We start from the raw sequence: 24,110 nt of genomic DNA, 5'->3' as shown, positions 1-24,110 counted from the left end.
TCGGCCTACCGCGCTATCGGGTTGCGGGCGAGGTCGTCAGGGGCTGTTGAGGTCAGCGGCCCCGAAAAAGCGTGAGGGGGCCCGACATGCTCAAACTGCTCGATCTGCTCTCCGCCGTCGCCCTGTTGGTGTGGGGCACTCATATCGTCCGCACCGGCATCCTCAGGGTCTACGGCACTCATCTGCGCCGCGTGCTGAGCCACAGCGTACAGAAACGGCCGCTGGCCTTCGCCGCCGGCATCGGCGTGACGGCGCTGGTGCAGAGCAGCAACGCCACCGCCTTGCTGGCCACCTCCTTCGTCGCCACCGGCCTGATGGCGCTGGCCCCGGCCCTGGCGATCATGCTTGGCGCCGACGTCGGTACGGCGCTGATGGCGCGGGTGCTGACGCTGGACCTGTCGTGGCTCTCGCCGCTGCTGATCTTCTTCGGGGTGATCCTGTTCCTCAGCCGCAAGCAGACCCGCGCCGGCCAGCTCGGCCGGGTGTTCATCGGCCTGGGACTGATCATCCTGGCGCTGCAGCTGATCGTCGCCGCCGCCGAGCCGATGACCCAGGCCAAGGGCGTGAAGGTGCTGTTCTCCAGCCTGACTGGCGACGTGATGCTCGACGCCCTGACCGGCGCGCTGTTTGCCATGATTTCCTATTCCAGCCTGGCTGCCGTGCTGCTTGCCGCGACCCTCGCCACTTCCAAGGTGATCTCGCTGAAAGTGGCGCTGTGCCTGGTGGTCGGCGCCAACCTCGGCAGCGGCATCCTCGCCCTGATCAGCTCGGCTTCGCAGAATGCCGCCGGCCGCCGCGTGGCCCTGGGCAGCCTGCTGTTCAAGTTCGCCGGCTGCCTGCTGGTGTTGCCGCTGGTGGGCCCGGTGGCGACCTGGATGGACGACTGGCCGTTCCGCACCCAGGAGCTGGTGATCGCCTTCCACGTGCTCTACAACGCCACCCGCTGCCTGGCCTGCCTGCCGCTCACCGAGCAGATGGCCCAGCTGTGCACGCGGCTGATGCCTGACCGGCAGTCCCCCGAAGACACCGTGCGCCCACGCCACCTCGACCCGGCGGCACTGGACACGCCGAGCCTGGCGCTGGTCAACGCGGTGCGCGAGACCCTGCGCATGGGCGACATCGTCGAGCAGATGCTGAACCACCTGATGCAGGTTATTCACAGCGGCGACCCGCTGCTGGCCAAGCAGATCCGCAAGCAGGATGACGACGTCGACGCGCTCTATACCGCGATCAAGCTATACCTCGCGCGCATGCCCCGCGAGGACCTGGGCGAACGCGACAGCCGCCGGTGGGCCGAGATCATCGAGCTGGCGATCAACCTGGAGCAGGCCGGCGACATCATCGAGCACATGCTCGGCGCCGTGCAGGACAAGAAGACCTCGCGCAGCCGCTCGTTCTCCGACAACGGCCTGGAAGAGATCACCGTGCTCCACGGGCAACTGGTCAGCAACCTACGCCTGGCCCTGTCGGTGTTCCTCAACGGCGACCAGGAAGGCGCCCGGCGCCTGCGTCGCGCCAAGCAGCGCTTCCGCCTGCAGGAGCGCCACTATGCCCATGCCCACGTCGACCGCCTGCGCCAGCAGGTGGTGCAGAGCATCGAGACCAGCTCGCTGCACCTGGACCTGATCAGCGACATGAAGCGCCTGAACTCGCTGTTCTGCGCCATTGCCTACGCCGTGCTGGACAACCCGGACGCCAGCCTCGGCGATGTCCACGGTGAAGATGCGGACTTCGTCGAGCATGAAGTCGGGCAGGCGCAGCAATCCCCGACACCTGGCTCGCGCGCGACGGGATGAAGCCGGGCGTCGCAGGAAGCCGCGAACAACGGGTTACCCCCGGCCCGGGGTTAGGGCAGAATCGGGCGCCATGGACGAAAGCTCTCAAACACATCGCACGCCCTCGGTCAGCGCCAGCCTGACCCAGGCCGTGCTGCTGGCCGCGGCCCGCCTGGGCCTCGACCGCGCTGCTCTGCTCACGGCCAGCGGCCTGCAGGAAGCCCAGCTCGGCGATCCCGACGCGCGCATCGACTTCCCTCACCAGGAACGGCTGTGGGACGCGATCCAGGCCCGCCTGCCCAATCCCGAGCCCGGCCTGGCACTGGGCCGCGCGCTGTCGCCGGCTTCCTTCAGCGCCCTGGGTTACCTGCTGCAAAGCAGCACGACGCTGGGCGAGGCCCTGGAGTCGGCCCTGCGCTATCAGCGCCTGGTCGGTGAAGGCGGCCACGTAACGATCGAGGCCCAGCCCGAGGTCATCTGGGTCGCCTATCGCCCGCTCAATCCCGAGCAATCCGCCACCCGCCCGCGCGCCCTGGCCCTGCTCGGCTTCTGGGCGCGCCAGCTGAAGGCCCTGCTGCCCGGCCTGCAGCTGGCCGGCTGCCGCTTCATGCACCGCCAGCCGGAACACGTCGACGACTACGCGGCAGCCTTCGCCTGTCCGCTGCATTTCGAGGTCCAGGACTATGCCCTGGGCCTGCCCAAGGCGATGGTCGGCGTGGCGCTGCCACAGGCCAATGCGCCCTTGCGCGACCTGCTGCGCCAGCACGCCGAAGGGCTGCTGGCGCGTCTGCCCAGCGCCAGCGTCAGCGGCCGGGTGGTGGCGCTGCTGGGCGAACAGCTCACCCGTGGCGAACCAGGCCGCGCGGCCCTGGCCAGCGAACTGGGCCTGAGCGAACGCACCCTGCAGCGGCGCCTGGCGGAGGAAGGTAGCAGTTATCAACAGCTGCTCGCCGACACTCGCCGGCAACTGGCGGAGCGCTACCTCGGCGAAGGCAACCTCCCAGCCACCGATATCGCCGCGCTGCTTGGCTACTCCGAGCCCAGTGTGTTCTTCCGCGCCTTCCGCCACTGGACGGGCCTGACGCCGGGCGAATACCGCCAGCGCCGTCGCCATTCGGGTAGTTGATACCCGACGGTCGCGGCGTCGCGCCAAGGCTGGTTTTTCACAGGCTTGTCTACAGGTTTTCCACAGTCCGGACGAAACGTCCTGGCATCAACCGTTCATCCCGCGGGTATCGAGGAACGCCAGGAACGCCTCCCGGCTGGAGTAACGCGGCTGATAGCCGAACTCCTCCTTGAGCCGCCGGTTGTCCAGCACCGGCCGATAGCGCAGGAAATCCACCTGCTCCGGACCATAGGCCGACAGCCCCAGCGGCTTGAGCAGGCCAAGCCCGGCGCGCAGCAGGGGGGCCGGCCAGGCCTGGTAGGGTTTGCCGAGCAGTTCGGCGATCTCGCGCAGCGACAACGCCCCGTCGCCCGCGAGGTTGTAGATGCCCTCACTGCCCTGCTCCAACCCCTGACGGATGACGTTCACCACGTCCTGGTCCCAGATGAACACGAAGCGGCTGGGATGACCGGCGACCCCCAGGAGCTTGCGCCGGCCGAACAGTTCGATGAGCGGGTTATGCACACGCCGGCCGAGGATGGTGCCCGGCCTCAGGATCAGTTGCTTGAGCTGTGGATAACGTATCCGCATGTCGGCCAGCAACCGCTCGATTTCCTGCTTGTGGCGGACATGCAGGAAGCGTGGATGGCAGCGCAGCGGCTGGCTCTCGTCGATCCATTCGGCGTTGTCGGGGTGATAGCCGTAGGCAGCGCCGGAACTGGTGACGATCAACTGCTGGACGCCGGCCTCGCAGGCGGCTTCGATCAGCGTCCTGGTGCCTCCGACCTCGATGGCATGCAGTTGCGCCTCGGTCATCTCACGCGGGGGGTTGATCACCGCGGCAAGGTGGACGATGGCCTCGGGTCGCCATTTGTCCAGGCAATGCCTCACCTTGGCGGGCACGCTGATGTCCAGTTGCAGCGGTTCGATGTTCGGACGCAGGCCGTTCGAGCTCAGGCAGCGGACATCGGCGGCAATCAGTGTCCAGTCGAGATGCTGCACGGCCAGGTCGCTGAGCAGACTCTGGCCAAGGAAACCGGCCGCACCGGTAATCAGGACACGCATTCAGCCTCCGAATCTCTACATCCGCGGCGACGGCATGATCCGCCATCGTCAGAGGGTAAACCCGCCCGTGCCCCCACAATGACGATAGAAGCCGCAGGCGATGATGCAAGGCGCCAAACCGTAGGGCGGATAACGGGTAGGTTCGCGCCGGTCAATCCGCTATCCTCGTCGCTTTGCGTTCAGGCTCTCCCAGGCTTTCCGCCCATGCGTTGGTTGTTGTTTCCCCTGCTGTCCCTGCTGCTCGCTGGCTGGTCGTACGCCGATCAGCGCCAGACGGTGGAGGCGTATCAGCTGGAAAACGGCATGGGGGTACTGTTCAAGCCCACCCGCGAGAAAGGCCACGTCTCCATTCGTCTGATTGTCGGCGTCGGCTTCAGCGACTTTTCCTGCCACGACCGCCAACTGCCGCACCTGATGGAACACCTGTTCTTCAGCGGCCTGGACGGCGGCGACGAAGCCGACCTGGAAGCCCGCATGCAGGCCCTGGGCGGCCAGTGGAACGCGTACACCAGTGAAGGCGATACCGCCTTCGTCGTCGAGTCGCCGGCCGCCACCCAGCGCCAGGTGCTTGACCTGCTGCTGGAAGCCATCACCCGCACCCACCTGGACGCACCGAAAATCGCCTCGGCCAAGCAGGTGCTGGTACGCGAGGACGGCGGCCACTATTCACACCTGCAGCGCTGGCTCGACCACCAGAACGTCAGCCGCGCCGGCCAGGAACAGCTCGCCGTGGAACTGGGGCTGGCCTGCGCCGAGCGGGCGCCGGTCGGCCACCTGAGCCAGGCCCAGCTGGACCAGCTGCGCAAGGACTGGTACGTGCCGAGCAACATGACGCTGATCATCGTCGGCGACCTCGATCCGCGCCTGCCGGCATACCTGACCCGCACCTATGGCGCCCTGACCGATCACGACACCCCGGAACGCCGCGAGCTGCCAGTGATGAAGCGGCCCGCCGAACGCCAGCGCACCCTGACCACCAGCCTGTTCGGCGAGAGCGCGGTGCTGCACTGGATATTTCCCGAGCCGGGGGAAGCCGATGGCGCGTCCCTGGACCTGCTGCAGGCCTACATGAACGACGTGCTGTACACCGAATTGCGGGTGCGCCGCGAGCTGTCGTACGGCCCGTGGAGCGAGCGCAGTGCATGGGCCAACCAGGGATTCCTCAGCCTCAACGCCGATATCGAGCGTGACGACCAGGACGCCACGCTCAAGGCGTTGCACGAGGTGGTGGACAGGATTCGCCACGACGGCCTGGACCCGGCGCGTTTCAGCCGCATCCAGCGCGTGGCCAGGGCCCAGCTGGCCTGGAGCACGCCGGGCAACTCGACGCTGGCAGACTATTACTGGGGTGCGCTGGCGGACTTCGACGACGGCAAGTTCCCCGACGAGGACAAGCGCCTGGCGAAGGTCAGCCTGCAGCAGGTGAACGAGCTGGCGCAACAGTTGTTCAAGGACGATGGTTACCTGCGCATCGAGAAGCCGCTGCTCGACGACGATGCCGTCTATCCGCTGGCGGCCGTGGCTGCGCTGCTGATCGCCGGGTTGCTGGGCCTGGCGTTGTGGCGCCGGCGAGGCTGAGCCCCGCCGGACCAGAGGCCTTACAGGGCCAGGCGACGAACCACCTGGCAGGCGTCATCCGGATCGAGTTGGGCGCGGAAGCCCAGCTCCCGGGACATGTCGCGCATGTCGCGGTCCATGGACGAGTCGATCGAGTACATCTGGCGGAAGCCGTTGCGCTTGGCGACGTCGATCAGGTGGCGCATCAACGCGACATCCAGCCCCAGTTGCTTCCACTCGTCGGCGATGGTCACCGCGCACTCGCACTGCTGGCCATCCACCGCCGCATAGCGGCTGATGCCAATTTCCCGCAGCTCGCCGTCGACATGGGTCAGCGCGATGAACGCCATGGTGCGCTGGTAATCCACGTCCATCAGGTGATCGAGCAGCTTATCGTCGATCTTCACCTCGCCGTGGAAACGGAACTTGCGGGTCAGGGGCGAGAGGCGTTCGAGGAACAGGCGCTCGCGCTCGCGATCTTCCGCACGCAGCGGGCGGATCAGCACGTGGCTGCCATCGTCGAGGGTTTCTATCCAGTGATCGGCGCCAACAGCCCCGAGGGCTGCGAGCTCGGCTGAGGAGTGGGTGATCATGACGCGGTCTCCGCTGGCGAAGAGGAATTGGGATGACCCTATCCTTCTCCCTCCCTGCCCGGACGAGCCTGACTTGAGTCAAGGCAGTCCGGATCAGCCGTGAGGCAGAACGCCGCACGTTATTCAACGGAAACCTGGCGGAAGAAATACCGGCAGTACTCAATACTGCCGCCAACTTCCTACAGAAGTTTCTGTAGGAAACTTTCATGTATGAAGATGAATTCTAAAGATAATTCCTGAATACGAATCTTAATTTTATATAGGAAAATTCCTTAATTAATCGTTAGTTTTCCCACACAAAAAGGGAGAGCTGCGTATGAAGTGGGGAATGCTGCTTTTCCTGGCGCTGACGGGTTGCAATGGGTGGGTGTCCCCGGAAACCGACCCGAATATCACCGATCATTACTTCAGTGTCTTTTCCGGTCCGCCGCTTTCCGGTGTGCTGGTGGCCTCGGCGGTGCAATGGAACGCCGATTACGCCGTCACCGCCGCCCATACTCCCTTCCTGGCCAATCAGGCACACCGCTGCAGCACGGGCTGCGACCTGCTGTTCATCACTCACAAGGCGGATGGGCGGATTCCCCGCTGGCGCGAGTTCCGTCCCGGTGAAGCGGTCACCGCCCTGGGCAGCAGCAGCCTGTTGATCCCGATGAGCGCCGAGGGTCGGGTCTGGCCGACATCATTCGTCAAACCCGGATCAGGCAGCCGGGAGCGCTATGGCGTCCATGATGCGGCGATCGCCAAGGGCATGTCCGGCGGTCCACTGATTGCCAGGGACGGTAGCGTGCTGGGCATCAATATCGGCTACAGCAAGAACTGGTCAGCGCCAGCGAATCGACCCGAGCAGACGGGGATGACCCGGCTGAGCGTGTTCGTGCCCTACAGCGTGATCCTTCGGGAATGGCGACTGTTCGAGGCGCGGACGGCGAAGAGCGCCGCCCACTCCCTTCAGGCAAAGAACCAGTAGCAGACGCCGATCGAGGCCAGCACGCCGGCGAGGTCTGCCAGCAACGCGCAACCCACCGCATGGCGGGCGCGCTGGATGCCCACCGCGCCGAAGTACACGGCCAGCACGTAGAAGGTGGTCTCGGTGCTGCCTTGCACCGTGGCCGCCACCAGCGCCGGGAAGCTGTCCACACCGTGAGACTGCATGGTCTCCAGCAGCATGGCCCGCGCCGCGCTGCCGGAGAACGGCTTGACCAGCGCGGTGGGCAGCGCGTCGACGAAGCGGGTGTCCCAGCCCAGGCCATCCACGGCCCAGCGGAGGCCATCCAGCGCCATTTCCAGCGCACCGGAGGCACGCAGTACGCCCACAGCACAGAGCATCGCCACCAGGTAGGGCAGCAGGCTTTTGGCGACGTCGAAGCCTTCCTTCGCGCCTTCGACGAAGGTTTCGTACACCGGCACCTTCTTCAGCCAACCGACGAGGAGGAACAGCATGATGATGCCGAACAGCGTCACGTTGCCCAGCAGCGAGGACAATTGCGCCAGCGCGGTGGCGGACAGGCCGGCGAGCAACGCCATGAAGGCGCCCAGCGCCAGCGCGCCGGGGACCAGGTAGGCCAGCACCACAGGGTCCCACAGGCGCAGGCGCTGCATCACCGACACACTCAGCAGGCCCACCAGCGTGGAGGCGCTGGTGGCCAGCAGTATCGGCAGGAACACCAGGGTCGGGTCGGCGGCGCCCTGCTGGGCGCGGTACATGAAGATGCTCACCGGCAGCAGGGTCAGCGATGAGGCATTGAGCACCAGGAAGAGGATCTGCGCGTTGCTCGCGGTGGTGCTGCTGGGGTTGAGCTCCTGCAGCGCCTTCATGGCCTTCAGGCCGATGGGCGTGGCGGCGTTGTCCAGCCCCAGGCCGTTGGCGGCGAAGTTCAGGGTGATCAGGCCGATGGCGGGGTGGCCGGCGGGTACTTCCGGCATCAGGCGGCGGAACAGCGGGCCGAGCAGGACCGCGAGCTTCTCCACCAGACCGGCCTTCTCGGCGATGCGCAGGAAGCCGAGCCAGAGGGTCAGGGTGCCGAACAGCAGCACCATGACGTCCACCGACAGCTTGGCCATGGCGAACAGGCTTTCCACCATGGCGGCGAAGACGGTCGCCTCGCCTCCGAGCAGCCAGCGGGAAAGCGCGGTAACCGCCGCGACGATGAAAAAGCCCAGCCACAGGCCATTGAGCATGGAAAGTCCCCCTTGGAATGGCCCGGATGATAGCGGCACGGGCACACCCGGCGCCAGAAACGACAAGGCCCCGGACAATGCCGGGGCCTTGTGGATAACGCATTGCACGCCCGCTATTCACCGCTGCGGGCTCGCCAACTGCGTAGGAGCGGACTTTGTCCGCGATGGTTTCCGGCGCGAGGCGGGCCTATCGCGGACGGAGTCCGCTCCTACGTAAGTGCTTAATGAGCGACGGAGCCCTGCTTGCCCTCCGAGCTCTCTCCTTCGAGGAACGCCTCGATACGGCCATTGTGCATGGCTTCCCAGTAACGGGCGCCCTTCTGTGCGTCGTACACGCCTTCCCACCTGGAGATCACCAGTACGGCCAGGGCATTGCCGATCACGTTCAGCGCGGTGCGCGCCATGTCCATGATGCGGTCGACGCCGGCGATGAAGGCCAGGCCTTCCAGCGGAATCCCCACGCTGCCCAGGGTCGCCAGCAGCACCACGAAGGAAACGCCCGGCACGCCGGCGATGCCCTTGGAGGTGACCATCAGGGTCAACACCAGCATCAGCTGCTGGCCGATGGACAGGTCGATGCCGTAGAGCTGGGCAATGAAGATCGCCGCGATGCTCTGGTACAGGGTCGAGCCGTCGAGGTTGAAGGAGTAGCCGGTGGGCACCACGAAGCTGCTTACCGCCTTGGGCGCGCCATAGGCTTCCATCTTCTCGATGATGCGCGGCAGCACGGTCTCGGAGCTGGCGGTGGAGTAGGCCAGGATCAGCTCGTCCTTGAAGATCCGCATCAGCTTGATGATGGAGAAGCCGAACAGGCGCGCAGCCAGGCCCAGCACCATGAAGGCGAAGAAGGCGATGGCGAAGTACACCAGCACCACCAGCTTGGCCAGCGGCAGCAGCGAGGCGAATCCGAAGTTGGCGACGGTCACGGCGATCAGCGCGAACACGCCGATGGGGGCGTAGCGCATGATCATGTGGGTGACGCGGAACATGGCCTCGGCCACGCCCTGGAACATCTTCACCAGCGGCTCGCGGGTCGGCGTCGGCAGCGAGGACAGCCCCAGGCCGAACATCACCGAGAAGAAGATGATCGGCAGCATCTCGCCACGGGCCATGGCCGCGAAGATGTTCGACGGGATCAGGTTGAGGAGGGTCTCGACGAACGCATGGTGGTGCTCGACTTCCTTGGCGGTCTGCGCGTACTGGGAGATATCCACAGTGCCCAGGGTGCTCATGTCGATGCCGGCGCCGGGCTGGAAGACGTTCGCCAGCAGCAGGCCGACCACGATGGCGACAGTGGTGATGATTTCGAAGTAGACGATGGTCTTCAGGCCGATCCGACCGAGTTTCTTCGCGTCCCCCATGCCGGCGATGCCGACGATGAGCGAGGAAATCACGATCGGCACCACGATCATCTTGATCAGGCGAATGAAGATGTCGCCGGCTGGCTGGAGGAAATTGCTGATCCACCAGGCCTTGTCCGCGCTGAAGTGATTGAGCGCGGCGCCCAGTGCAATTCCGAGTACCAGGCCGATGAGGATCTGCCAGGCGAGGCTGAGCTTGGCTTTGCCCATAGTTGAGTCACCCTTGATTCTTGTGGAAGTCGGGGTTCCGCTTCGCCACCGGGGTACCGATGGCCAGCGAAAAGGGGGCGCATGATTCCTACACCCTCATCCCTCGTCTAATGCCGGAGCCGCCTACCCCATGCACAATCGGCATAGGAAAAGGCATCTGAAACCTTGGTTCCAGGTCCATCGCCCCTTGATTTATTGCATGAGGCAGGCTCCTCAATGCCTGTCACGCAGCGATCTGCAAAGCCGGCTAGGCTTGTTGCATTCATGCCTTCAATGGCGTGGGTTGAACGAATCAGCCGTCCGGAATCGAGACACCCGGGCTTCCTGTTACCGGATGTACGGTCGCGTCGAAGGACCATTTCGGAGGGCCATGGCCACGGAAGGGGCCACTGACTGCAAGGGGCAGGAACGCCGGCGCTTGTGGATAAGTCGCCGGAGACCGCCCTTCATTATTGAGGTCAGTGCGCCGAGAGGAATCGGCGGGGCATTGTAGATCGATTCCTGACCACTTCGGATTGACCGACATCAGTGAAGTTCGAGCCGGTTCGAAACAGCATGCGGCTACCCTGCCGCCCCTGATCCGCGCCAGCCGAACATGCGAACGACGCGGTGAACCTTCAGAGACAGGACACTCTATGACGCGACTCTCGGTAGTACCCACCCTGCTGTTGGCCGGCACCCTGGCGCTGGCCGGTTGCTCCAGCCAGAAGCCCGATGCCTCGCAGTATTCCGGCTTCCTCGACGACTACTCCCAGCTCAAGCCGGCGACCTCGCCCAGTGGGCAACCGGTGCTGCGCTGGGTGGACCCGAACCTGAAACTGGATAACTACAGCTCGGTGCTGGTGGAGCGGCCGGTGTACTTCCCGCAGCCCAAGCCGACCGAGAACGTCGATCAGACGACCCTGAATGCCATTCCCGACTACCTGAAACAGCAGATCGAGCGGCAGCTGGGCAGCCGCTACCGGGTGGTGCAGCAGGCCGATCGCGACACCCTGGTACTGAAGACCGCTATCACCGGCGTGAACGTATCTACCGAAGGCCTGCATGCCTACGAGGTCATCCCGATCGCCCTGGTGGTCGCAGCTACCAGCACTGCCATCGGCACGCGGGACCAGGAAACCGAGGTCTATGTGGAAATGGAGGCCCTGGACGGCGCCACCAGCAAGCCGGTGGCCAAGGTGGTACGCAAAGGCGCCGGCAAGACGCTGGAGAACAAGAGCACACACCTGACACTCAACGACCTGAAACCGGTGATCGACGGCTGGGCGCGCGACGCCGCCAACTTCAAGCCGTAAGCGGCCCGGCTCTGCGGAACCGAAGTGAGGCGAACCACTGTCTCGTCCTCACGCCGGTTCCGCCGCAGCCTTTTCCCCCTGACCCGGTCCGCCGTTGCGGAGGTACTCCCTGTACCCCTGGGTCGCTCAGGGCCCGAATCACCCCGAACATCCCGGCCCCCTGGTCATGCGCGGGCCGTCGGCCACGCGCGATCAAAACCAGCTCGGATCGCTCTTGAGCTCCTCATCCAGAATGCCTTTCACCGTGTCGTCGGGCTCGCCCAGCCAGCGCAGGCGGGCATGCCGGCTAGGCGCCTGGTCCGGCGGCAGCCCTTCGGGCACCTTCACGTAAAGGGCATAGGCCTTCTGCTTGTCCCAGCTGAACGCGACATAGAGCCGATGCCTGGTGCAGTCGTAGGCTTCGCACAGTTCGCCCACCAGGTACTTGCCACTGGGTTTGTCCACCGAGTGCATCGGCATCGAGGTGCCGCTGAGGCTCGTCACCCAGTCGGGCAACCTGTCTTCATTCTGGACCATGGAGTGCCAGGTCTGCCGGTACTGCTGATCGGATGCCATCAGCTGGTCGACCCGGTACCGGGATATCTTGTCCGGCCCCAGCGCCAGGGCCTGGGTCCCGACACCGGCCAGCAGCAGGAGACCGATCAGCAGGTCGCGGATGACGCCCATGGCCACACACCTCGTCCGCAGTGGAGAAGGGTGTCAGCCCCGCCAGCGTCCGGCGATGAACGACACGATGAACAGCACCAGGAACAGTACGAACAGGATCTTGGCAATGCTGGTCGCGGCGCCTGCAATGCCGCCGAAACCCAGCACGCCGGCGATGATGGCGATGATCAGGAATGTCAGAGCCCAACTGAGCATGGGATTTCTCCTCTTCTCGTGGTCGATTCGGCAGCACTGCCGGAGTAGCCGTCGGGATGACCTTTCTCCCGATGTTCAAGCCACCTGAGGTGTGGACAGTCCACGAATTCAGAACACCCAGCCCCCCTGACGGGCGGTTGCCGCCTGCGGTTCGTGGGACCTCGTGTTCAGGTGCCGGTTGATGTCATCCCTGGCCGGAAGCATCTGTGGATAACTCGGGGTGTCCGAGAGCACGCTGGTTGCGCTGGGGATAAGTACGCGGGGATAACCCAGGGACGGCGACACCGATTGCACCTGGTGGATCAGCAACAGCAACAGGGCGATGGCCAGCAGGACCCGGCTCCAGACATCGACACGCGTTTCATGGCTATTCATCCCGACTCTCCTGGCCGTCGCGAGCATCCTTGCCCATGCAGGCGGCGTGGACCGATTTTCCTTGGGAGTCTGCACGCCACATGCCAGGCTGCTTTTGTATTTTTTATCCTTTAAAAACAATCAGTTGAATAATTCGTGCTGAGGGGTTGCGTCGGCATCCTGCACGATTGCCAGGCTTTCACCGTGCGTTTTGCAACCGCGGAACGGTCGATGCCGTCAGGTGGCCTGGCCGGCCACCTTCAGGGCGCTGGCATCCACTTCATGCACACCACGGGTCTTGCGCGCGGTGTCGATCAACTGCTGGCGCTCGGCATTGCTGGGCACCACGCCGCTGAGGCTGACCACCCCATCGCGGGTCGATACGCCGATGGACAGTCCGCTCAGCGCATGGCGCGCCAGCACGTCGGCCTTGATCTGGCTGGTGATCCAGGCATCGCTGACCGCAGCCTGCGCATCGTTCACGGAATCCTCCAGCTTCTTGGTCGAGGCGCCATCGGGCACCACCTTCAGGCGGTTATCCACAGAGGCGACCCCTTCGGTCTGTGCAGCGAGGTGGGAGGCCTGCTGGCTGGCCTCCTCGCTGGGCACAGTGCCTTCCAGGGTGACCGCACCCGCCTTGCTGGACACCTTGATGTCCAGGCCTTCGGCCGGCTTGTCCAGCAGCAACTTGGCCTTGACCCGGGCGGCCAGCGCCGCGTCGTCCCAGCGCTGCACGGCATCGCTGCGGGGTGCCTCGCCGCTGGCCAGCGCCGGATCGACGGTAATCCGGTTATCCACAGAGGTGATGCCTTCGACACTCAGCGCAACCTGCGCCGCCAGTTCACGCTGTTCTTCACTGGCGACCTTGCCACCCAGCACGGCGCGGCCCTTTTCCACATCCACGCTGAGCTTGAAGGGCTTCAGGTCGCGGTTGAGGTTGATGGCGGTCCAGATCGACCCCTCCTGGCGCGCCTCGGCCAGCTGTTCGGTAAGCGTGGATTCCTCGGCCTGGCCGACCAACGGCGCAGTGGCCAGCAGCAGGCTGCCGAGGGCCAGGACAAGCAGCTTCGGGATGGGCATGGGTTACTCCTTGGCGATTTTCTGTACTGCCTGTAAAGACAGCAAAATGCCCATGGCAGTGCCATTCTGTTGATAAGTCCTTTTATTTCAACGCATTACCTGTCATGTGGATAACTCTGCCGTTGCACCCTGCCCGACGCTCTGGGTAGCGCCTTTGCAACTTGCACGAAAATTCCTGGACTAAGAATTTACCCACGACAAATTATGAGGATCACCTTGAATGGACGCTCCGCCTGAACAACAGGGCCGCATCCTTCTGGTCGATGACGAGCCCGCCATCCTGCGCTCGTTCCGCTATTGCCTGGAAGATGAAGGCTATAGCGTGGCAACCGCCAGCAGCGCTGCCCAGGCCGACACTCTGCTGCAACACCAGGTCTTCGACCTGTGTTTCCTCGATTTGCGCCTGGGCGAGGACAACGGCCTTGATGTGCTCGCGCAGATGCGCGTACAGGCCCCCTGGATGCGCGTGGTCATCATTACCGCCCACTCTGCGGTGGACAGCGCGGTGAACGCCATGCAGGGCGGCGCCGCCGACTACCTGGTGAAGCCCTGCAGCCCCGACCAGCTGCGCCTGGCGGCCGCCAAGCAACTGGAAGTCCACCAGCTCACCGCCCGTATCGAGGCGCTGGAAGGCGAGGTACGCAAGCAGGGCGACCTGTTCGAATCACAGAGCCCGGCCATGGCCGCGGTGCTGGAAACCGCCCGCCAGGTGGCTGCAACCGACGCCAACATCCTCATCCTGGGCGAGTCCGGCTCCGGCAAGGGCGAGCTGGCGCGGGCCATCCATGGCTGGAGCAAACGGGCAAAGAAATCCTTCGTGACCATCAACTGCCCATCGCTGAGCGCCGAGCTGACCGAGAGCGAGCTGTTCGGGCACAGCCGTGGCGCCTTCACCGGCGCCACCGAGAACACGCTCGGGCGCATCAGCCAGGCCGATGGCGGCACCCTGTTCCTCGACGAGATCGGCGATTTCCCCCTGGCCCTGCAGCCAAAACTGCTGCGTTTCATCCAGGACAAGGAATACGAACGAGTGGGCGACCCGGTGACGCGCACCGCCGACGTGCGCATCCTCGCCGCCACCAACCGCGATCTGGCCGGCATGGTCGCCCAGGGCAGTTTCCGTGAGGACCTGCTGTACCGCCTGAACGTCATCGTGCTGAACCTGCCGCCATTGCGCGAGCGCGCCGAAGATATCCTCAGCCTTGCCGAGCGCTTCCTCGCCCGCTTCGTCAAGGATTACGGCCGCCCGGCCCGCGGCTTCACCGACGAGGCCCGTGACCTGCTGCGCCGCTATGGCTGGCCCGGCAATGTTCGCGAGCTGAGAAACGTTATCGAACGTGCGAGCATCATCTGCAATCAGGAAGTGATTGGTATCGAACACCTCGCCCCCGGCGAACATTCGGCCAACGCCGCCCCACGCATCGGCGAAGCACTCAGTCTGGAGGAACTGGAAAAAGCCCATATCGCCGCCGTGATGGCCACCAGCGCAACCCTAGATCAGGCTGCCAAGACCCTGGGCATCGACGCGTCCACGCTGTACCGCAAACGCAAGCAATACAGCCTGTGAAACTGCGCCTGCCGCTGACATTGCGCACCCAGCTCTTCCTGAGCATCTCGGCGCTCATGACGGTGGCCCTGCTGGGGCTGCTGCTGGGGCTGTTCAGCGTGGTGCTCACCGGCCGCGAGCAGGCGGGTCTCATCCAGCGCAACTTCGACACCATCGAAGTCAGCCAGCAGTTGCACCAGGCCCTGGGTGACGAGCTGGTCCAGGTACTCAGCACGGAACCGGACATCCAGCGTCTGGCGGCGGCCCGCCAGTACTTCCGCGACTCGCTGGAGCGTGGCCAGAAGCGCGACTCCAGCGACACCGAACAGCAATTGCTGGAACAGATCGCCAACGCTCACCGGCAGTTCGTCGCAACCACGGAAAACCCGGGGCCCGGCCGTACCGAGCTGCTCGACGACAGCGACCTGAGCCGCAACCTGGACGCGCTCCGGCAACAAATGCTCGCCCTGCACGAGTTCGCCATGCGCAACATCGGCACCCAGGAAAGCGACACCCGCACGCGGACCCTGTTGATCAGCGGGCTCCTCGGAATGGTGGGCCTGGCCATTCTGGTGATCGGCTTCATCACCGCCCACAGCATCGCCCGCCGCTTCGGCGCGCCCATCGAAGCCCTGAGCAGGGCCGCGGACAAGATCGGACGCGGTGATTTCGACCTGACCCTGCCCATTTCCCCGGTGGCCGAGATGACCACCCTGAGCCGCCGATTTGGCCTGATGGCGGAGGCCCTGCGCCTTTACCGGGAAACCAATACCGAGGCCATCGGCTATGGACGCCGGCGCCTGCAGGCGGTGCTCGACAGCATTGACGACGGCCTGGTGATCCTTGATCGCGAGGGCCGCATCGAGCACGCCAATCCGGTCGCCAGCCGCCAGTTATTCTCCAGAAGCGATCCGCATGGCCAGGACCTCGGCGCTCTGCTGGACAACCCGGAGCTGACCCAGGCCACCCAACGGGTCCTGGCGGGTAACCTTCTGGAGGAAACACCCCAGGATCTGGTGGTAGAGGTGAACGGGGAGCAACGGCTACTGACCTGGGGCATGTCGCCGGTCACCCACGACGACGGACGAAACATCGGGGCGGTGATGGTGCTGCGCGATGTCACCGAACAACGCGCCTTCGAACGGGTGCGCAATGACTTCGTGCTGCGCGCCTCCCATGAGCTACGCACGCCGGTGACCGGCATGCACATGGCCTTCGGCCTGTTGTCCGAACGCCTGGCCTTCCCCAAGGGGTCTCGCGAGTACGATCTGATGAGTACGGTCGACGAGGAGATGCGTCGGCTGGTGCTGCTCATCGGCGACCTGCTGAATTTCTCCCGTTACCAGAGCGGCACGCAGAAGCTCGACCTGCAGCCGTGCGACATCGCCGAAATCCTCGGGCAGGCCCGGCAACGCTTCGAAGGGCAGGCGCGCAGCCAACTCATCGAGCTCCAGCTGGAGACCGCCACGGACCTGCCGCCACTGAACCTCGATCGCCTGCAGATCGAGCGGGTCATCGACAACCTGATCAGCAATGCCCTGCGCCACACCCCCGAGGGTGGGGTGATTCGGCTACAGGCGCGTTGTCATGATGAGCGGGTAGCGATCGCCGTGGAGGACAGCGGCGATGGGATTCCCTTCAGCCAGCAGAGCCGCATCTTCGAACCCTTCGTCCAGGTCGGGCGCAAGAAGGGTGGCGCGGGCCTGGGCCTGGCCCTGTGCCGGGAGATCGTCCAGTTGCACGGCGGACGCATCGTGCTGCACTCGCAGCCGGGCAAGGGCTCGCGCTTCTACGTACTGCTGCCGCTTTAGCTGGTCGGTACGGCCAGCAACAGCGCTGCAGTCTCCAGATCCGGCTCGCCGTCGAAACGGTCTGGGCGGAAGCGCATCTGGAAGGCCGCGATCACGTTGCGCGTCTCATCATCGAGCACGCCGTTGAGCGGTACCGCGTAGCCGTGGCGCGCCAATTGCTGCTGGAACCACCCCGGGGCGGGCAACTGGCCATTCAGCTCGCCCAGGCGACGGGCGATCTCACCTGGCTTGGGCCAGGGGATCAGGCCGGCATCGGCGAGCTTCTTCCAGGGAAACAGCGGGCCCGGGTCGACCTTGCGCTGCGGAGCGATGTCGCTGTGCCCGAGGATATGGTCCGGGGTGATGCCCTGACGCTTGCTGATGTCCTTGAGCAGGGCGATCAGCGCATCGATCTGCCCATCCGGATAGGGGTACCAGATCTTGCCGCTGGGAGTTTCACGGTAGCCGGGATTGACCAGCTCGATGCCGATCGAGGTGGAGTTCAGCCAGGTACGGCCCTGCCATTCGCTCTGCCCGGCGTGCCAGGCGCGGCGGTTCTCATCCACCAGCTGGTAGATGGTCGGCGGCTGGTCGCCGATCAAGTAATGGGCGCTGACCTCGCCGCGCGTCAGGACCCGCAGCGAACCCGGCAGGCTCTCCGACGTGTAATGGATGATGATGTACTGGATGCGGCTGTCCTGGTTGCGTGAGACATGCGTGCGATCGATCTGCAGCCCCTGCTCGGCGCAGCCGGCGAGCAGCAAGGCGGACAAGGCGAGACAGAGGGCACGAAGGGTCATGGACTCACTCACGCTGCAATGTGCAGGACGCTGCGCAGATTCTGCAGGAGCATGTTCACGCTGAGCATGATCAGCAGCATGCCGGCCAGTCGCTCCACTGCGGTCAGCCCGCGCGGACCGAGGAAGCGCTGGAGGAACGAGGCCTGCAACAGGATCACGGCCGTCGCCGCCCAGGCCAGGATCACCGCCAGATACAACTCCCACAAGGGACCAGTGTAGGTGGTGCGCAGGGTGATCAGCATGGCCAGCGCCGAGGGGCCCGCCACGGCCGGGGTGGCCAGGGGCACCAGCAGCGGCTCGCTGTCGGGCATGTCGCCGAGCACGCCCTGCGGGGTCGGGAAGATCAGGCGCATGGCGACCACGAAGAGAATGATGCCGCCGGCGATCCCGGTAGCTTCCTTGGTCAGCCCGAGGCCGGTGAGGATGTGCTCGCCCAGCGTGAGGAAGATCAGCAGCAGACCGAGGGCGAGCAACAGTTCACGCAGGGCGACCTTGAGCCGGCGTTCGGCCGGGACGGATTTCAGGGCGGCGAGGAACACCGCGATGTTGCCGAACGGGTCGGTGATCAGGAAGATCAGGACGGCGACGCCGAGCATGATCGGGAAACTCCGGCAGGAAAGACGCCCCGGCCCGAGCGGCGGCGCGGTTCGGGAATCGTCTGTGGATAACGAGATAGCGTAGTCCCGCCTGTGAATAAAAACTTACCCACAGGCGGATTTGCGAAGCGTCAGGACTTCTTGATCTTTTCCGGACGCTTCCAGCCTTCGATCACGCGCTGCTTGGCGCGACCCACCGCCAGGGTGCCGGCCGGAACCTCTGCGGTCACGGTGGAACCTGCGCCAGTCGTGGCGCCGGCGCCGATATCCACAGGCGCCACCAGGGAGTTGTTGGAGCCGATGAAGACGTCCTCGCCAATGGTGGTGCGCCACTTGTTGGCGCCATCGTAGTTGCAGGTGATGGTGCCGGCACCGATGTTGGTGCGCGCACCGACTTCGGTGTCGCCCAGGTAGGTGAGGTGACCGACCTTCACGCCGTCCTGCAGGTGGGCGTTCTTCAGCTCGACGAAGTTACCCACATGCACCTTGCGCTCCAGCACGCTGCCCGGACGCAGGCGGGCGAACGGGCCGACATCGCTGTCCGGACCGACATGGGCGCCTTCCAGGTGCGAGTTGGCCTTGATGATGGCGCCGCGGCGCAGGGTGCTGTCCTTGATATAGCAGTTCGGGCCGATCTGTACGTTGTCCTCGATTTCCACCTGGCCTTCGAGAATCACGTTGATGTCGATCTGCACGTCGCGGCCGACACTGACCTCACCACGCACATCGAAGCGCGCCGGATCGATCAGGGTCACGCCCTGGGCCATCAGGCGACGCGCCACACGCTGCTGGAAGAAGCGCTCCAGCTCGGAAAGTTGCAGGCGATCGTTGGCGCCCTGGACTTCCATGGCCGCCTGCGGCTGCGCGGTGGCGACGCGCAGGCCATCGGAGACCGCCATGGCGATCACGTCGGTGAGGTAGTACTCGCCCTGGGCGTTGGCATTGGACAGGCGCGACAGCCAGCCAGCCAGGCGCTCGCGCGGCACGGCGAGGATGCCGGTGTTGCCTTCGCGGATGGCGCGCTGCTCGGGGGACGCGTCCTTCTGCTCGACGATGGCCTGTACCTCGCCAGCGGCGTCACGAATGATGCGGCCGTAGCCGGTTGGATCGTCCAGTTCGACGGTCAGCAGCGCCAGCTGTTCAACACTGGCCTGGGCCATCAGACGCTCCAGGGTCGGCTGCTCGATCAGCGGCACGTCGCCGTAGAGGATCAACACCTTGTCCGCACTCAGGAAGGGGGCAGCCTGGGCTACGGCATGGCCGGTGCCGAGCTGCTGCTCCTGGATCACGAAATTCAGGTCGTCCGCCTGCAGTCGTTCCCGTACCAGCTCCGCACCGTGCCCGATCACCACATGGATACGGGAAGGGCTGAGCGTGCGCGCGGTATCGATCACATGGGCGAGCATCGGCTTGCCAGCGACCGGGTGAAGGACTTTCGGCAGGGCCGAACGCATACGCGTGCCCTGGCCAGCGGCGAGAATGACGATTTCGAGGGACATGAATGACAGACCGTCCTGGTGAGCGGGGAGAACCCCGGGTGTAGAAAAAGAAAAAGGGTAGCCAAGGCTACCCTTTTCCCATTTGTCGCTAAAGCCCGAGGGCTTCGCGCCGGCTTAGCCGCCGAACTTCTTGCGAACCTGCTGGACCGTGCGCAGTTGCGCTGCGGCTTCGGCCAGGCGGGCTGCGGCGGAGCTGTAGTCAAACTCGGCACCTTTGGAGTGCAGAGCCTTCTCAGCTTCCTTCAGTGCGGTCTGGGCAGCCGCTTCGTCGAGGTCGCCTGCGCGAATCACGGTGTCGGCGAGAACCTTGACCATGTTCGGCTGCACTTCGAGGAAGCCGCCGGAGATGTAGTACACCTCCTGCTCGCCACCCTGCTTCACCAGGCGGATCGGACCCGGCTTGAGCTCGGTGATCAGCGGCGCGTGGCCCGGAGCGATACCCAGATCACCCAGGGCGCCGTGCGCGACGACCAGCTCGACCAGACCGGAGAAGATCTCCGCTTCGGCGCTGACGATGTCGCAGTGGACTGTAATAGCCATACCCTTGCCTCACGTAAGCGCCCGTTGCCGGGCGCACGGATTACAGCTTCTTCGCTTTCTCGATGGCTTCTTCGATGCCGCCGACCATGTAGAACGCCTGCTCGGGCAGGTGATCGTAGTCGCCGTTGAGGATGCCTTTGAAGCCAGCGATGGTGTCCTTCAGGGAGACGTATTTGCCCGGCGAGCCGGTGAATACTTCAGCCACGAAGAACGGCTGGGACAGGAAGCGCTGGATCTTACGAGCACGGGCCACCAGCAGCTTGTCGGCTTCGGACAGTTCGTCCATGCCGAGGATCGCGATGATGTCCTTCAGCTCCTTGTAGCGCTGCAGAACGTACTGCACGCCACGAGCGGTGTCGTAGTGATCCTGGCCGATGACCAGCGGGTCCAGCTGACGGGAAGTCGAGTCCAGCGGATCGACAGCCGGGTAGATACCCAGCGAGGCGATGTCACGGGACAGTACGACGGTGGCGTCCAGGTGGGCGAAGGTGGTCGCCGGGCTCGGGTCGGTCAGGTCGTCCGCGGGAACGTAGACGGCCTGGATCGAGGTGATCGAGCCTTTCTTGGTGGAGGTGATGCGCTCTTGCAGAACGCCCATCTCTTCGGCCAGGGTCGGCTGGTAACCTACTGCGGAAGGCATACGGCCCAGCAGTGCGGATACTTCGGTACCGGCGAGGGTGTAACGGTAGATGTTGTCGATGAACAGCAGTACGTCACGGCCTTCGTCACGGAACTTCTCGGCCATGGTCAGGCCGGTCAGTGCAACGCGCAGACGGTTACCCGGCGGCTCGTTCATCTGGCCGTAAACCAGGGCTACCTTGTCCAGTACGCCGGAATCCTTCATCTCGTGGTAGAAGTCGTTACCCTCACGAGTACGCTCACCCACACCCGCGAACACAGAGTAACCGCTGTGCTCCATGGCGATGTTACGGATCAGTTCCATCATGTTTACGGTCTTGCCTACACCGGCACCACCGAACAGACCGACTTTACCGCCCTTGGCGAACGGGCAGACCAGGTCGATAACCTTGATGCCGGTTTCGAGCAGGTCGTTGCCGCCAGCCTGGTCAGCGTAGGACGGAGCGTCGCGGTGAATACCCCAGCGCTCTTCTTCGCCGATGGGACCGGCTTCGTCGATCGGGTTGCCCAGCACGTCCATGATACGGCCCAGGGTCTTGGTACCGACCGGGACGGAGATGGCTGCGCCGGTGCTTTCCACGTTCAGGCCACGCTTGAGGCCTTCGGTGGAACCCATTGCAATGGAACGAACCACGCCGTCGCCCAGCTGCTGCTGAACTTCCAGGGTGGTTTCGACGCCCTGAACTTTCAGGGCCTCGTAGATGCTCGGCACGGCATCGCGCGGGAATTCCACGTCGATCACGGCGCCGATGATTTGAACGATACGTCCGCTACTCATGTCTGGTTCCTCTGAATTTTGAACCTGTTCTTACACCGCGGCAGCGCCGCCGACGATTTCCGAGATTTCCTGGGTGATCGCCGCCTGACGTGCCTTGTTGTAGATCAGTTGCAGACCACTGATCAGATCACCGGCGTTGTCGGTAGCGTTCTTCATTGCAATCATCCGGGCCGCCTGCTCACAGGCGTTGTTCTCAACCACGGCCTGATACACCTGGGATTCCACGTAGCGCACCAGCAGGCCGTCGAGGAGGGCCTTGGCGTCGGGTTCGTAGAGGTAGTCCCAGTGGTGCTTCAGCTCGGCATTGTCCTCGGCCACCAGCGGAATCAGCTGTTCCACGGTCGGCTTCTGGGTCATGGTGTTGACGAACTTGTTGGAAACCACGTACAGGCGATCGATACGACCTTCCAGGTAGGCATCCAGCATGACCTTGACGCTGCCGATCAGATCGTTGATCGACGGCTCTTCGCCCAGGTGGCTGATAGCTGCAACCACGTTGCCGCCATAGCTCTTGAAGAAGGATGCACCCTTGGAGCCGATCACGCAGAGATCGATCTCCGCGCCACGATCGCGCTGCCCGCCCATGTCCTTGACGAGAGCCTTGAACAGGTTGATGTTCAGGCCACCAGCCAGGCCACGGTCGGAGCTCACCACGATGTAGCCGACGCGTTTTACTTCACGCTCGACCATGAACGGGTGACGGTATTCCGGGTTGGCGTTGGCCAGATGGCCGATCACCTGGCGAATGCGCTCCGCGTAGGGACGGCCGGCCGCCATGCGCATTTGTGCCTTGCGCATCTTGCTCACCGCCACCTTTTCCATGGCATTGGTGATTTTTTGCGTGCTTTTGATGCTCGCAATCTTGCTGCGAATCTCTTTTGCGCCTGCCATTTCACACCTATCGGTTTAGCAGGCGGGGGCCGCTAGCGACCCCCGCTGCGGCTTACCAGGTTTGGGTGGCCTTGAACTTCTCGATGCCGGCCTTGATGCCTGCGTCGATTTCGTCGTTGAAGTCACCCTTCTCGTTGATCTTCGCCAGCAGAGCGGCGTTCTCACGTTGGAAGTAGGCGATCAGCGCTTGTTCGAAGGCGCCCACCTTGGCGATCTCGACGTCCTGCAGGAAGCCACGCTCGGCGGCATACAGGGACAGCGACATCTCAGCGATGGACATCGGCGCGTATTGCTTCTGCTTCATCAGCTCGGTAACGCGCTGACCATGTTCCAGCTGCTTGCGGGTCGCGTCGTCCAGGTCCGAGGCGAACTGGGCGAAGGCCGCCAGTTCACGGTACTGGGCCAGCGCGGTACGGATGCCGCCGGACAGCTTCTTGATGATCTTGGTCTGGGCCGCGCCACCTACACGGGATACCGAGATACCGGCGTTGACGGCCGGACGGATACCCGAGTTGAACATGGCCGATTCCAGGAAGATCTGACCGTCGGTGATGGAGATCACGTTGGTCGGAACGAACGCGGAAACGTCGCCAGCCTGGGTTTCGATGATCGGCAGGGCGGTCAGGGAACCGGTCTTGCCTTTCACTTCGCCGTTGGTGAACTTCTCTACGTACTCTTCGGAAACGCGGGAAGCGCGCTCCAGCAGACGGCTGTGGAGATAGAACACGTCGCCCGGGTAAGCTTCACGGCCCGGCGGACGGCGCAGCAGCAGGGAGATCTGGCGGTAGGCTACGGCCTGCTTGGACAGGTCGTCGTACACGATCAGGGCGTCTTCACCGCGGTCGCGGAAGTATTCGCCCATGGTGCAGCCGGAGTACGGAGCCAGGTACTGCAGAGCAGCGGATTCGGAAGCGCTGGCAACGACCACGATGGTGTTGGCCAGGGCGCCGTTCTCTTCCAGCTTGCGCACGACGTTGGCGATGGTCGATTGCTTCTGACCGATGGCAACGTAGACGCAGCGGATGCCGCTGTTCTTCTGGTTGATGATGGCGTCGATGGCCAGAGCGGTTTTACCGATCTGACGGTCACCGATGATCAGCTCGCGCTGGCCACGGCCTACCGGGATCATGGCGTCGACCGACTTGTAACCGGTCTGAACCGGCTGGTCTACCGACTTACGCCAGATCACGCCCGGTGCCACTTTCTCGACAGCGTCGGTCAGCTTGGCTTCGATCGGGCCTTTGCCATCGATCGGGTTACCCAGGGCGTCGACGACGCGACCCAGCAGTTCCGGACCAACCGGTACTTCCAGGATGCGGCCGGTGCACTTGGCGTTCATGCCTTCTTTGAGGTCCTGGTATTCACCCAGTACCACAGCACCGACGGAGTCTTGCTCCAGGTTCAGCGCCATACCGTAGACGCCGCCCGGGAATTCGATCATTTCGCCGTACATGACGTCGGCCAGACCGAAGATGCGCACGATGCCGTCGGAGACGCTGACGATGGTGCCTTCGTTACGCGCTTGCGAAGCGACATCGAGTTTCTCGATGCGCCCCTTGATGATTTCACTAATTTCGGAAGGATTGAGTTGCTGCAT

Annotated in this window: 22 protein-coding genes; 7 read left to right on the top strand and 15 right to left on the bottom strand. The window is 64.2% G+C overall.

Going from position 1 to position 24,110, the window contains the following annotated elements; all coding sequences use genetic code 11:
- Positions 1 to 86: 86 nt before the first annotated feature.
- Positions 87 to 1,796 (top strand): Na/Pi cotransporter family protein, encoded by a 1,710-nt coding sequence (locus J5M67_RS08745; RefSeq protein ID WP_207884905.1) that lies wholly within the window; start codon positions 87 to 89, stop codon positions 1,794 to 1,796.
- Positions 1,797 to 1,866: 70 nt separating this feature from the next.
- A complete protein-coding gene (locus J5M67_RS08740; protein ID WP_207884904.1) occupies positions 1,867 to 2,901 on the top strand; it encodes an AraC family transcriptional regulator in 1,035 nt (344 codons plus the stop codon).
- Positions 2,902 to 2,988: 87 nt separating this feature from the next.
- On the opposite strand, the gene J5M67_RS08735 is transcribed toward J5M67_RS08740, so the two are convergent.
- A complete protein-coding gene (locus J5M67_RS08735) occupies positions 2,989 to 3,945 on the bottom strand; it encodes an NAD-dependent epimerase/dehydratase family protein (protein ID WP_207884903.1) in 957 nt (318 codons plus the stop codon).
- 204 nt (positions 3,946 to 4,149) lie between these two features.
- On the opposite strand from J5M67_RS08735, the gene J5M67_RS08730 reads away from it, so the two are divergent.
- Positions 4,150 to 5,523: a pitrilysin family protein gene (locus tag J5M67_RS08730; RefSeq protein ID WP_207884902.1), complete on the top strand. Its 1,374-nt coding sequence runs from the start codon at positions 4,150 to 4,152 to the stop codon at positions 5,521 to 5,523.
- Positions 5,524 to 5,543: 20 nt separating this feature from the next.
- On the opposite strand, the gene J5M67_RS08725 is transcribed toward J5M67_RS08730, so the two are convergent.
- Positions 5,544 to 6,095 carry a GNAT family N-acetyltransferase gene (locus J5M67_RS08725; RefSeq protein ID WP_207884901.1) on the bottom strand — a complete coding sequence of 184 codons (552 nt, stop codon included), beginning with the start codon at positions 6,093 to 6,095 and terminating at the stop codon, positions 5,544 to 5,546.
- A gap of 316 nt (positions 6,096 to 6,411) precedes the next feature.
- Between J5M67_RS08725 and J5M67_RS08720 the strand changes: the two genes are divergently transcribed.
- Positions 6,412 to 7,062, top strand: coding sequence for a serine protease (locus J5M67_RS08720; RefSeq protein ID WP_243434577.1), 651 nt, complete (start codon positions 6,412 to 6,414; stop codon positions 7,060 to 7,062).
- Here J5M67_RS08720 and J5M67_RS08715 read toward each other — a convergent pair.
- The gene (locus J5M67_RS08715) at positions 7,044 to 8,273 is read right to left on the bottom strand and encodes a nucleoside recognition domain-containing protein (protein WP_207884900.1); all 1,230 of its coding nucleotides are present in this window, start codon (positions 8,271 to 8,273) and stop codon (positions 7,044 to 7,046) included. The two genes, J5M67_RS08720 and J5M67_RS08715, sit on opposite strands and share 19 nt — an antisense overlap.
- Positions 8,274 to 8,494: 221 nt before the next feature.
- The gene (gltP, locus tag J5M67_RS08710; protein ID WP_207884899.1) at positions 8,495 to 9,844 is read right to left on the bottom strand and encodes a glutamate/aspartate:proton symporter GltP; all 1,350 of its coding nucleotides are present in this window, start codon (positions 9,842 to 9,844) and stop codon (positions 8,495 to 8,497) included.
- A 635-nt stretch (positions 9,845 to 10,479) separates the two neighbouring features.
- On the opposite strand from gltP, the gene J5M67_RS08705 reads away from it, so the two are divergent.
- Positions 10,480 to 11,139: a DUF3313 domain-containing protein gene (locus J5M67_RS08705; protein ID WP_207884898.1), complete on the top strand. Its 660-nt coding sequence runs from the start codon at positions 10,480 to 10,482 to the stop codon at positions 11,137 to 11,139.
- A gap of 192 nt (positions 11,140 to 11,331) precedes the next feature.
- Here J5M67_RS08705 and J5M67_RS08700 read toward each other — a convergent pair whose 3' ends face one another.
- The 4 genes from J5M67_RS08700 to J5M67_RS08685 all read right to left on the bottom strand — a co-directional run bounded on the left by J5M67_RS08700 (position 11,332) and on the right by J5M67_RS08685 (position 13,434).
- A complete protein-coding gene (locus J5M67_RS08700; protein WP_207884897.1) occupies positions 11,332 to 11,805 on the bottom strand; it encodes an inhibitor of vertebrate lysozyme family protein in 474 nt (157 codons plus the stop codon).
- 33 nt (positions 11,806 to 11,838) lie between these two features.
- Positions 11,839 to 12,000 carry a DUF1328 domain-containing protein gene (locus J5M67_RS08695; RefSeq protein ID WP_207884896.1) on the bottom strand — a complete coding sequence of 54 codons (162 nt, stop codon included), beginning with the start codon at positions 11,998 to 12,000 and terminating at the stop codon, positions 11,839 to 11,841.
- A gap of 108 nt (positions 12,001 to 12,108) precedes the next feature.
- A complete protein-coding gene (locus J5M67_RS08690; RefSeq protein ID WP_207884895.1) occupies positions 12,109 to 12,375 on the bottom strand; it encodes a hypothetical protein in 267 nt (88 codons plus the stop codon).
- Between the two features lie 216 nt (positions 12,376 to 12,591).
- Complete coding sequence (locus J5M67_RS08685) at positions 12,592 to 13,434, bottom strand: BON domain-containing protein (protein WP_207884894.1); 843 nt, start codon at positions 13,432 to 13,434, stop codon at positions 12,592 to 12,594.
- Between the two features lie 220 nt (positions 13,435 to 13,654).
- Here J5M67_RS08685 and algB point away from each other — a divergent pair, with 220 nt between their 5' ends.
- Entirely contained in the window at positions 13,655 to 15,001 is a 1,347-nt protein-coding gene (gene algB, locus J5M67_RS08680) for a sigma-54-dependent response regulator transcription factor AlgB (RefSeq protein WP_207884893.1), read from the top strand.
- Complete coding sequence (locus tag J5M67_RS08675; RefSeq protein ID WP_207884892.1) at positions 14,998 to 16,791, top strand: ATP-binding protein; 1,794 nt, start codon at positions 14,998 to 15,000, stop codon at positions 16,789 to 16,791. Before algB ends, J5M67_RS08675 begins: the two co-directional genes overlap by 4 nt.
- Here J5M67_RS08675 and J5M67_RS08670 read toward each other — a convergent pair.
- From J5M67_RS08670 to atpA, 7 genes are all read right to left on the bottom strand, one after another.
- The gene (locus tag J5M67_RS08670) at positions 16,788 to 17,570 is read right to left on the bottom strand and encodes an N-acetylmuramoyl-L-alanine amidase (RefSeq protein WP_207884891.1); all 783 of its coding nucleotides are present in this window, start codon (positions 17,568 to 17,570) and stop codon (positions 16,788 to 16,790) included. The genes J5M67_RS08675 and J5M67_RS08670 overlap by 4 nt on opposite strands.
- Positions 17,571 to 17,578: 8 nt before the next feature.
- Positions 17,579 to 18,166: a MarC family protein gene (locus tag J5M67_RS08665; protein WP_207884890.1), complete on the bottom strand. Its 588-nt coding sequence runs from the start codon at positions 18,164 to 18,166 to the stop codon at positions 17,579 to 17,581.
- A gap of 131 nt (positions 18,167 to 18,297) precedes the next feature.
- On the bottom strand, positions 18,298 to 19,665 hold the full coding sequence (gene glmU / locus J5M67_RS08660; RefSeq protein ID WP_207884889.1) for a bifunctional UDP-N-acetylglucosamine diphosphorylase/glucosamine-1-phosphate N-acetyltransferase GlmU: 1,368 nt from the start codon (positions 19,663 to 19,665) through the stop codon (positions 18,298 to 18,300).
- A 114-nt stretch (positions 19,666 to 19,779) separates the two neighbouring features.
- The gene (locus J5M67_RS08655) at positions 19,780 to 20,205 is read right to left on the bottom strand and encodes a F0F1 ATP synthase subunit epsilon (protein ID WP_207884888.1); all 426 of its coding nucleotides are present in this window, start codon (positions 20,203 to 20,205) and stop codon (positions 19,780 to 19,782) included.
- A gap of 40 nt (positions 20,206 to 20,245) precedes the next feature.
- Positions 20,246 to 21,622 (bottom strand): F0F1 ATP synthase subunit beta, encoded by a 1,377-nt coding sequence (atpD, locus tag J5M67_RS08650; RefSeq protein ID WP_017518838.1) that lies wholly within the window; start codon positions 21,620 to 21,622, stop codon positions 20,246 to 20,248.
- Between the two features lie 30 nt (positions 21,623 to 21,652).
- Positions 21,653 to 22,513, bottom strand: coding sequence for a F0F1 ATP synthase subunit gamma (atpG, locus tag J5M67_RS08645; protein WP_152227811.1), 861 nt, complete (start codon positions 22,511 to 22,513; stop codon positions 21,653 to 21,655).
- Between the two features lie 52 nt (positions 22,514 to 22,565).
- Entirely contained in the window at positions 22,566 to 24,110 is a 1,545-nt protein-coding gene (gene atpA / locus J5M67_RS08640) for a F0F1 ATP synthase subunit alpha (RefSeq protein WP_207884887.1), read from the bottom strand.

The sequence above is a fragment of the Pseudomonas sp. 30_B genome (genome assembly GCF_017491605.1).
In the GTDB taxonomy this organism is placed as follows: Bacteria; Pseudomonadota; Gammaproteobacteria; order Pseudomonadales; family Pseudomonadaceae; genus Pseudomonas.
This window is presented reverse-complemented; position numbering and strand designations above follow the sequence as displayed.

Bases quoted from the DNA above. Each gene is read 5' to 3' on its own strand.
- J5M67_RS08690 (WP_207884895.1), bottom strand. From the start codon at position 12,375: ATGAATAGCCATGAAACGCGTGTCGATGTCTGGAGCCGGGTCCTGCTG.
- J5M67_RS08715 (WP_207884900.1), bottom strand. From the start codon at position 8,273: ATGCTCAATGGCCTGTGGCTGGGCTTTTTCATCGTCGCGGCGGTTACC.
- J5M67_RS08725 (WP_207884901.1), bottom strand. From the start codon at position 6,095: ATGATCACCCACTCCTCAGCCGAGCTCGCAGCCCTCGGGGCTGTTGGC.
- J5M67_RS08735 (WP_207884903.1), bottom strand. From the start codon at position 3,945: ATGCGTGTCCTGATTACCGGTGCGGCCGGTTTCCTTGGCCAGAGTCTG.
- J5M67_RS08685 (WP_207884894.1), bottom strand. From the start codon at position 13,434: ATGCCCATCCCGAAGCTGCTTGTCCTGGCCCTCGGCAGCCTGCTGCTG.
- J5M67_RS08740 (WP_207884904.1), top strand. From the start codon at position 1,867: ATGGACGAAAGCTCTCAAACACATCGCACGCCCTCGGTCAGCGCCAGC.
- glmU (WP_207884889.1), bottom strand. From the start codon at position 19,665: ATGTCCCTCGAAATCGTCATTCTCGCCGCTGGCCAGGGCACGCGTATG.
- J5M67_RS08665 (WP_207884890.1), bottom strand. From the start codon at position 18,166: ATGCTCGGCGTCGCCGTCCTGATCTTCCTGATCACCGACCCGTTCGGC.
- atpG (WP_152227811.1), bottom strand. From the start codon at position 22,513: ATGGCAGGCGCAAAAGAGATTCGCAGCAAGATTGCGAGCATCAAAAGC.
- atpA (WP_207884887.1), bottom strand. From the start codon at position 24,110: ATGCAGCAACTCAATCCTTCCGAAATTAGTGAAATCATCAAGGGGCGC.
- J5M67_RS08720 (WP_243434577.1), top strand. From the start codon at position 6,412: ATGAAGTGGGGAATGCTGCTTTTCCTGGCGCTGACGGGTTGCAATGGG.
- J5M67_RS08655 (WP_207884888.1), bottom strand. From the start codon at position 20,205: ATGGCTATTACAGTCCACTGCGACATCGTCAGCGCCGAAGCGGAGATC.
- algB (WP_207884893.1), top strand. From the start codon at position 13,655: ATGGACGCTCCGCCTGAACAACAGGGCCGCATCCTTCTGGTCGATGAC.
- J5M67_RS08745 (WP_207884905.1), top strand. From the start codon at position 87: ATGCTCAAACTGCTCGATCTGCTCTCCGCCGTCGCCCTGTTGGTGTGG.
- atpD (WP_017518838.1), bottom strand. From the start codon at position 21,622: ATGAGTAGCGGACGTATCGTTCAAATCATCGGCGCCGTGATCGACGTG.
- J5M67_RS08695 (WP_207884896.1), bottom strand. From the start codon at position 12,000: ATGCTCAGTTGGGCTCTGACATTCCTGATCATCGCCATCATCGCCGGC.
- J5M67_RS08700 (WP_207884897.1), bottom strand. From the start codon at position 11,805: ATGGGCGTCATCCGCGACCTGCTGATCGGTCTCCTGCTGCTGGCCGGT.
- J5M67_RS08670 (WP_207884891.1), bottom strand. From the start codon at position 17,570: ATGACCCTTCGTGCCCTCTGTCTCGCCTTGTCCGCCTTGCTGCTCGCC.
- J5M67_RS08705 (WP_207884898.1), top strand. From the start codon at position 10,480: ATGACGCGACTCTCGGTAGTACCCACCCTGCTGTTGGCCGGCACCCTG.
- J5M67_RS08730 (WP_207884902.1), top strand. From the start codon at position 4,150: ATGCGTTGGTTGTTGTTTCCCCTGCTGTCCCTGCTGCTCGCTGGCTGG.
- gltP (WP_207884899.1), bottom strand. From the start codon at position 9,844: ATGGGCAAAGCCAAGCTCAGCCTCGCCTGGCAGATCCTCATCGGCCTG.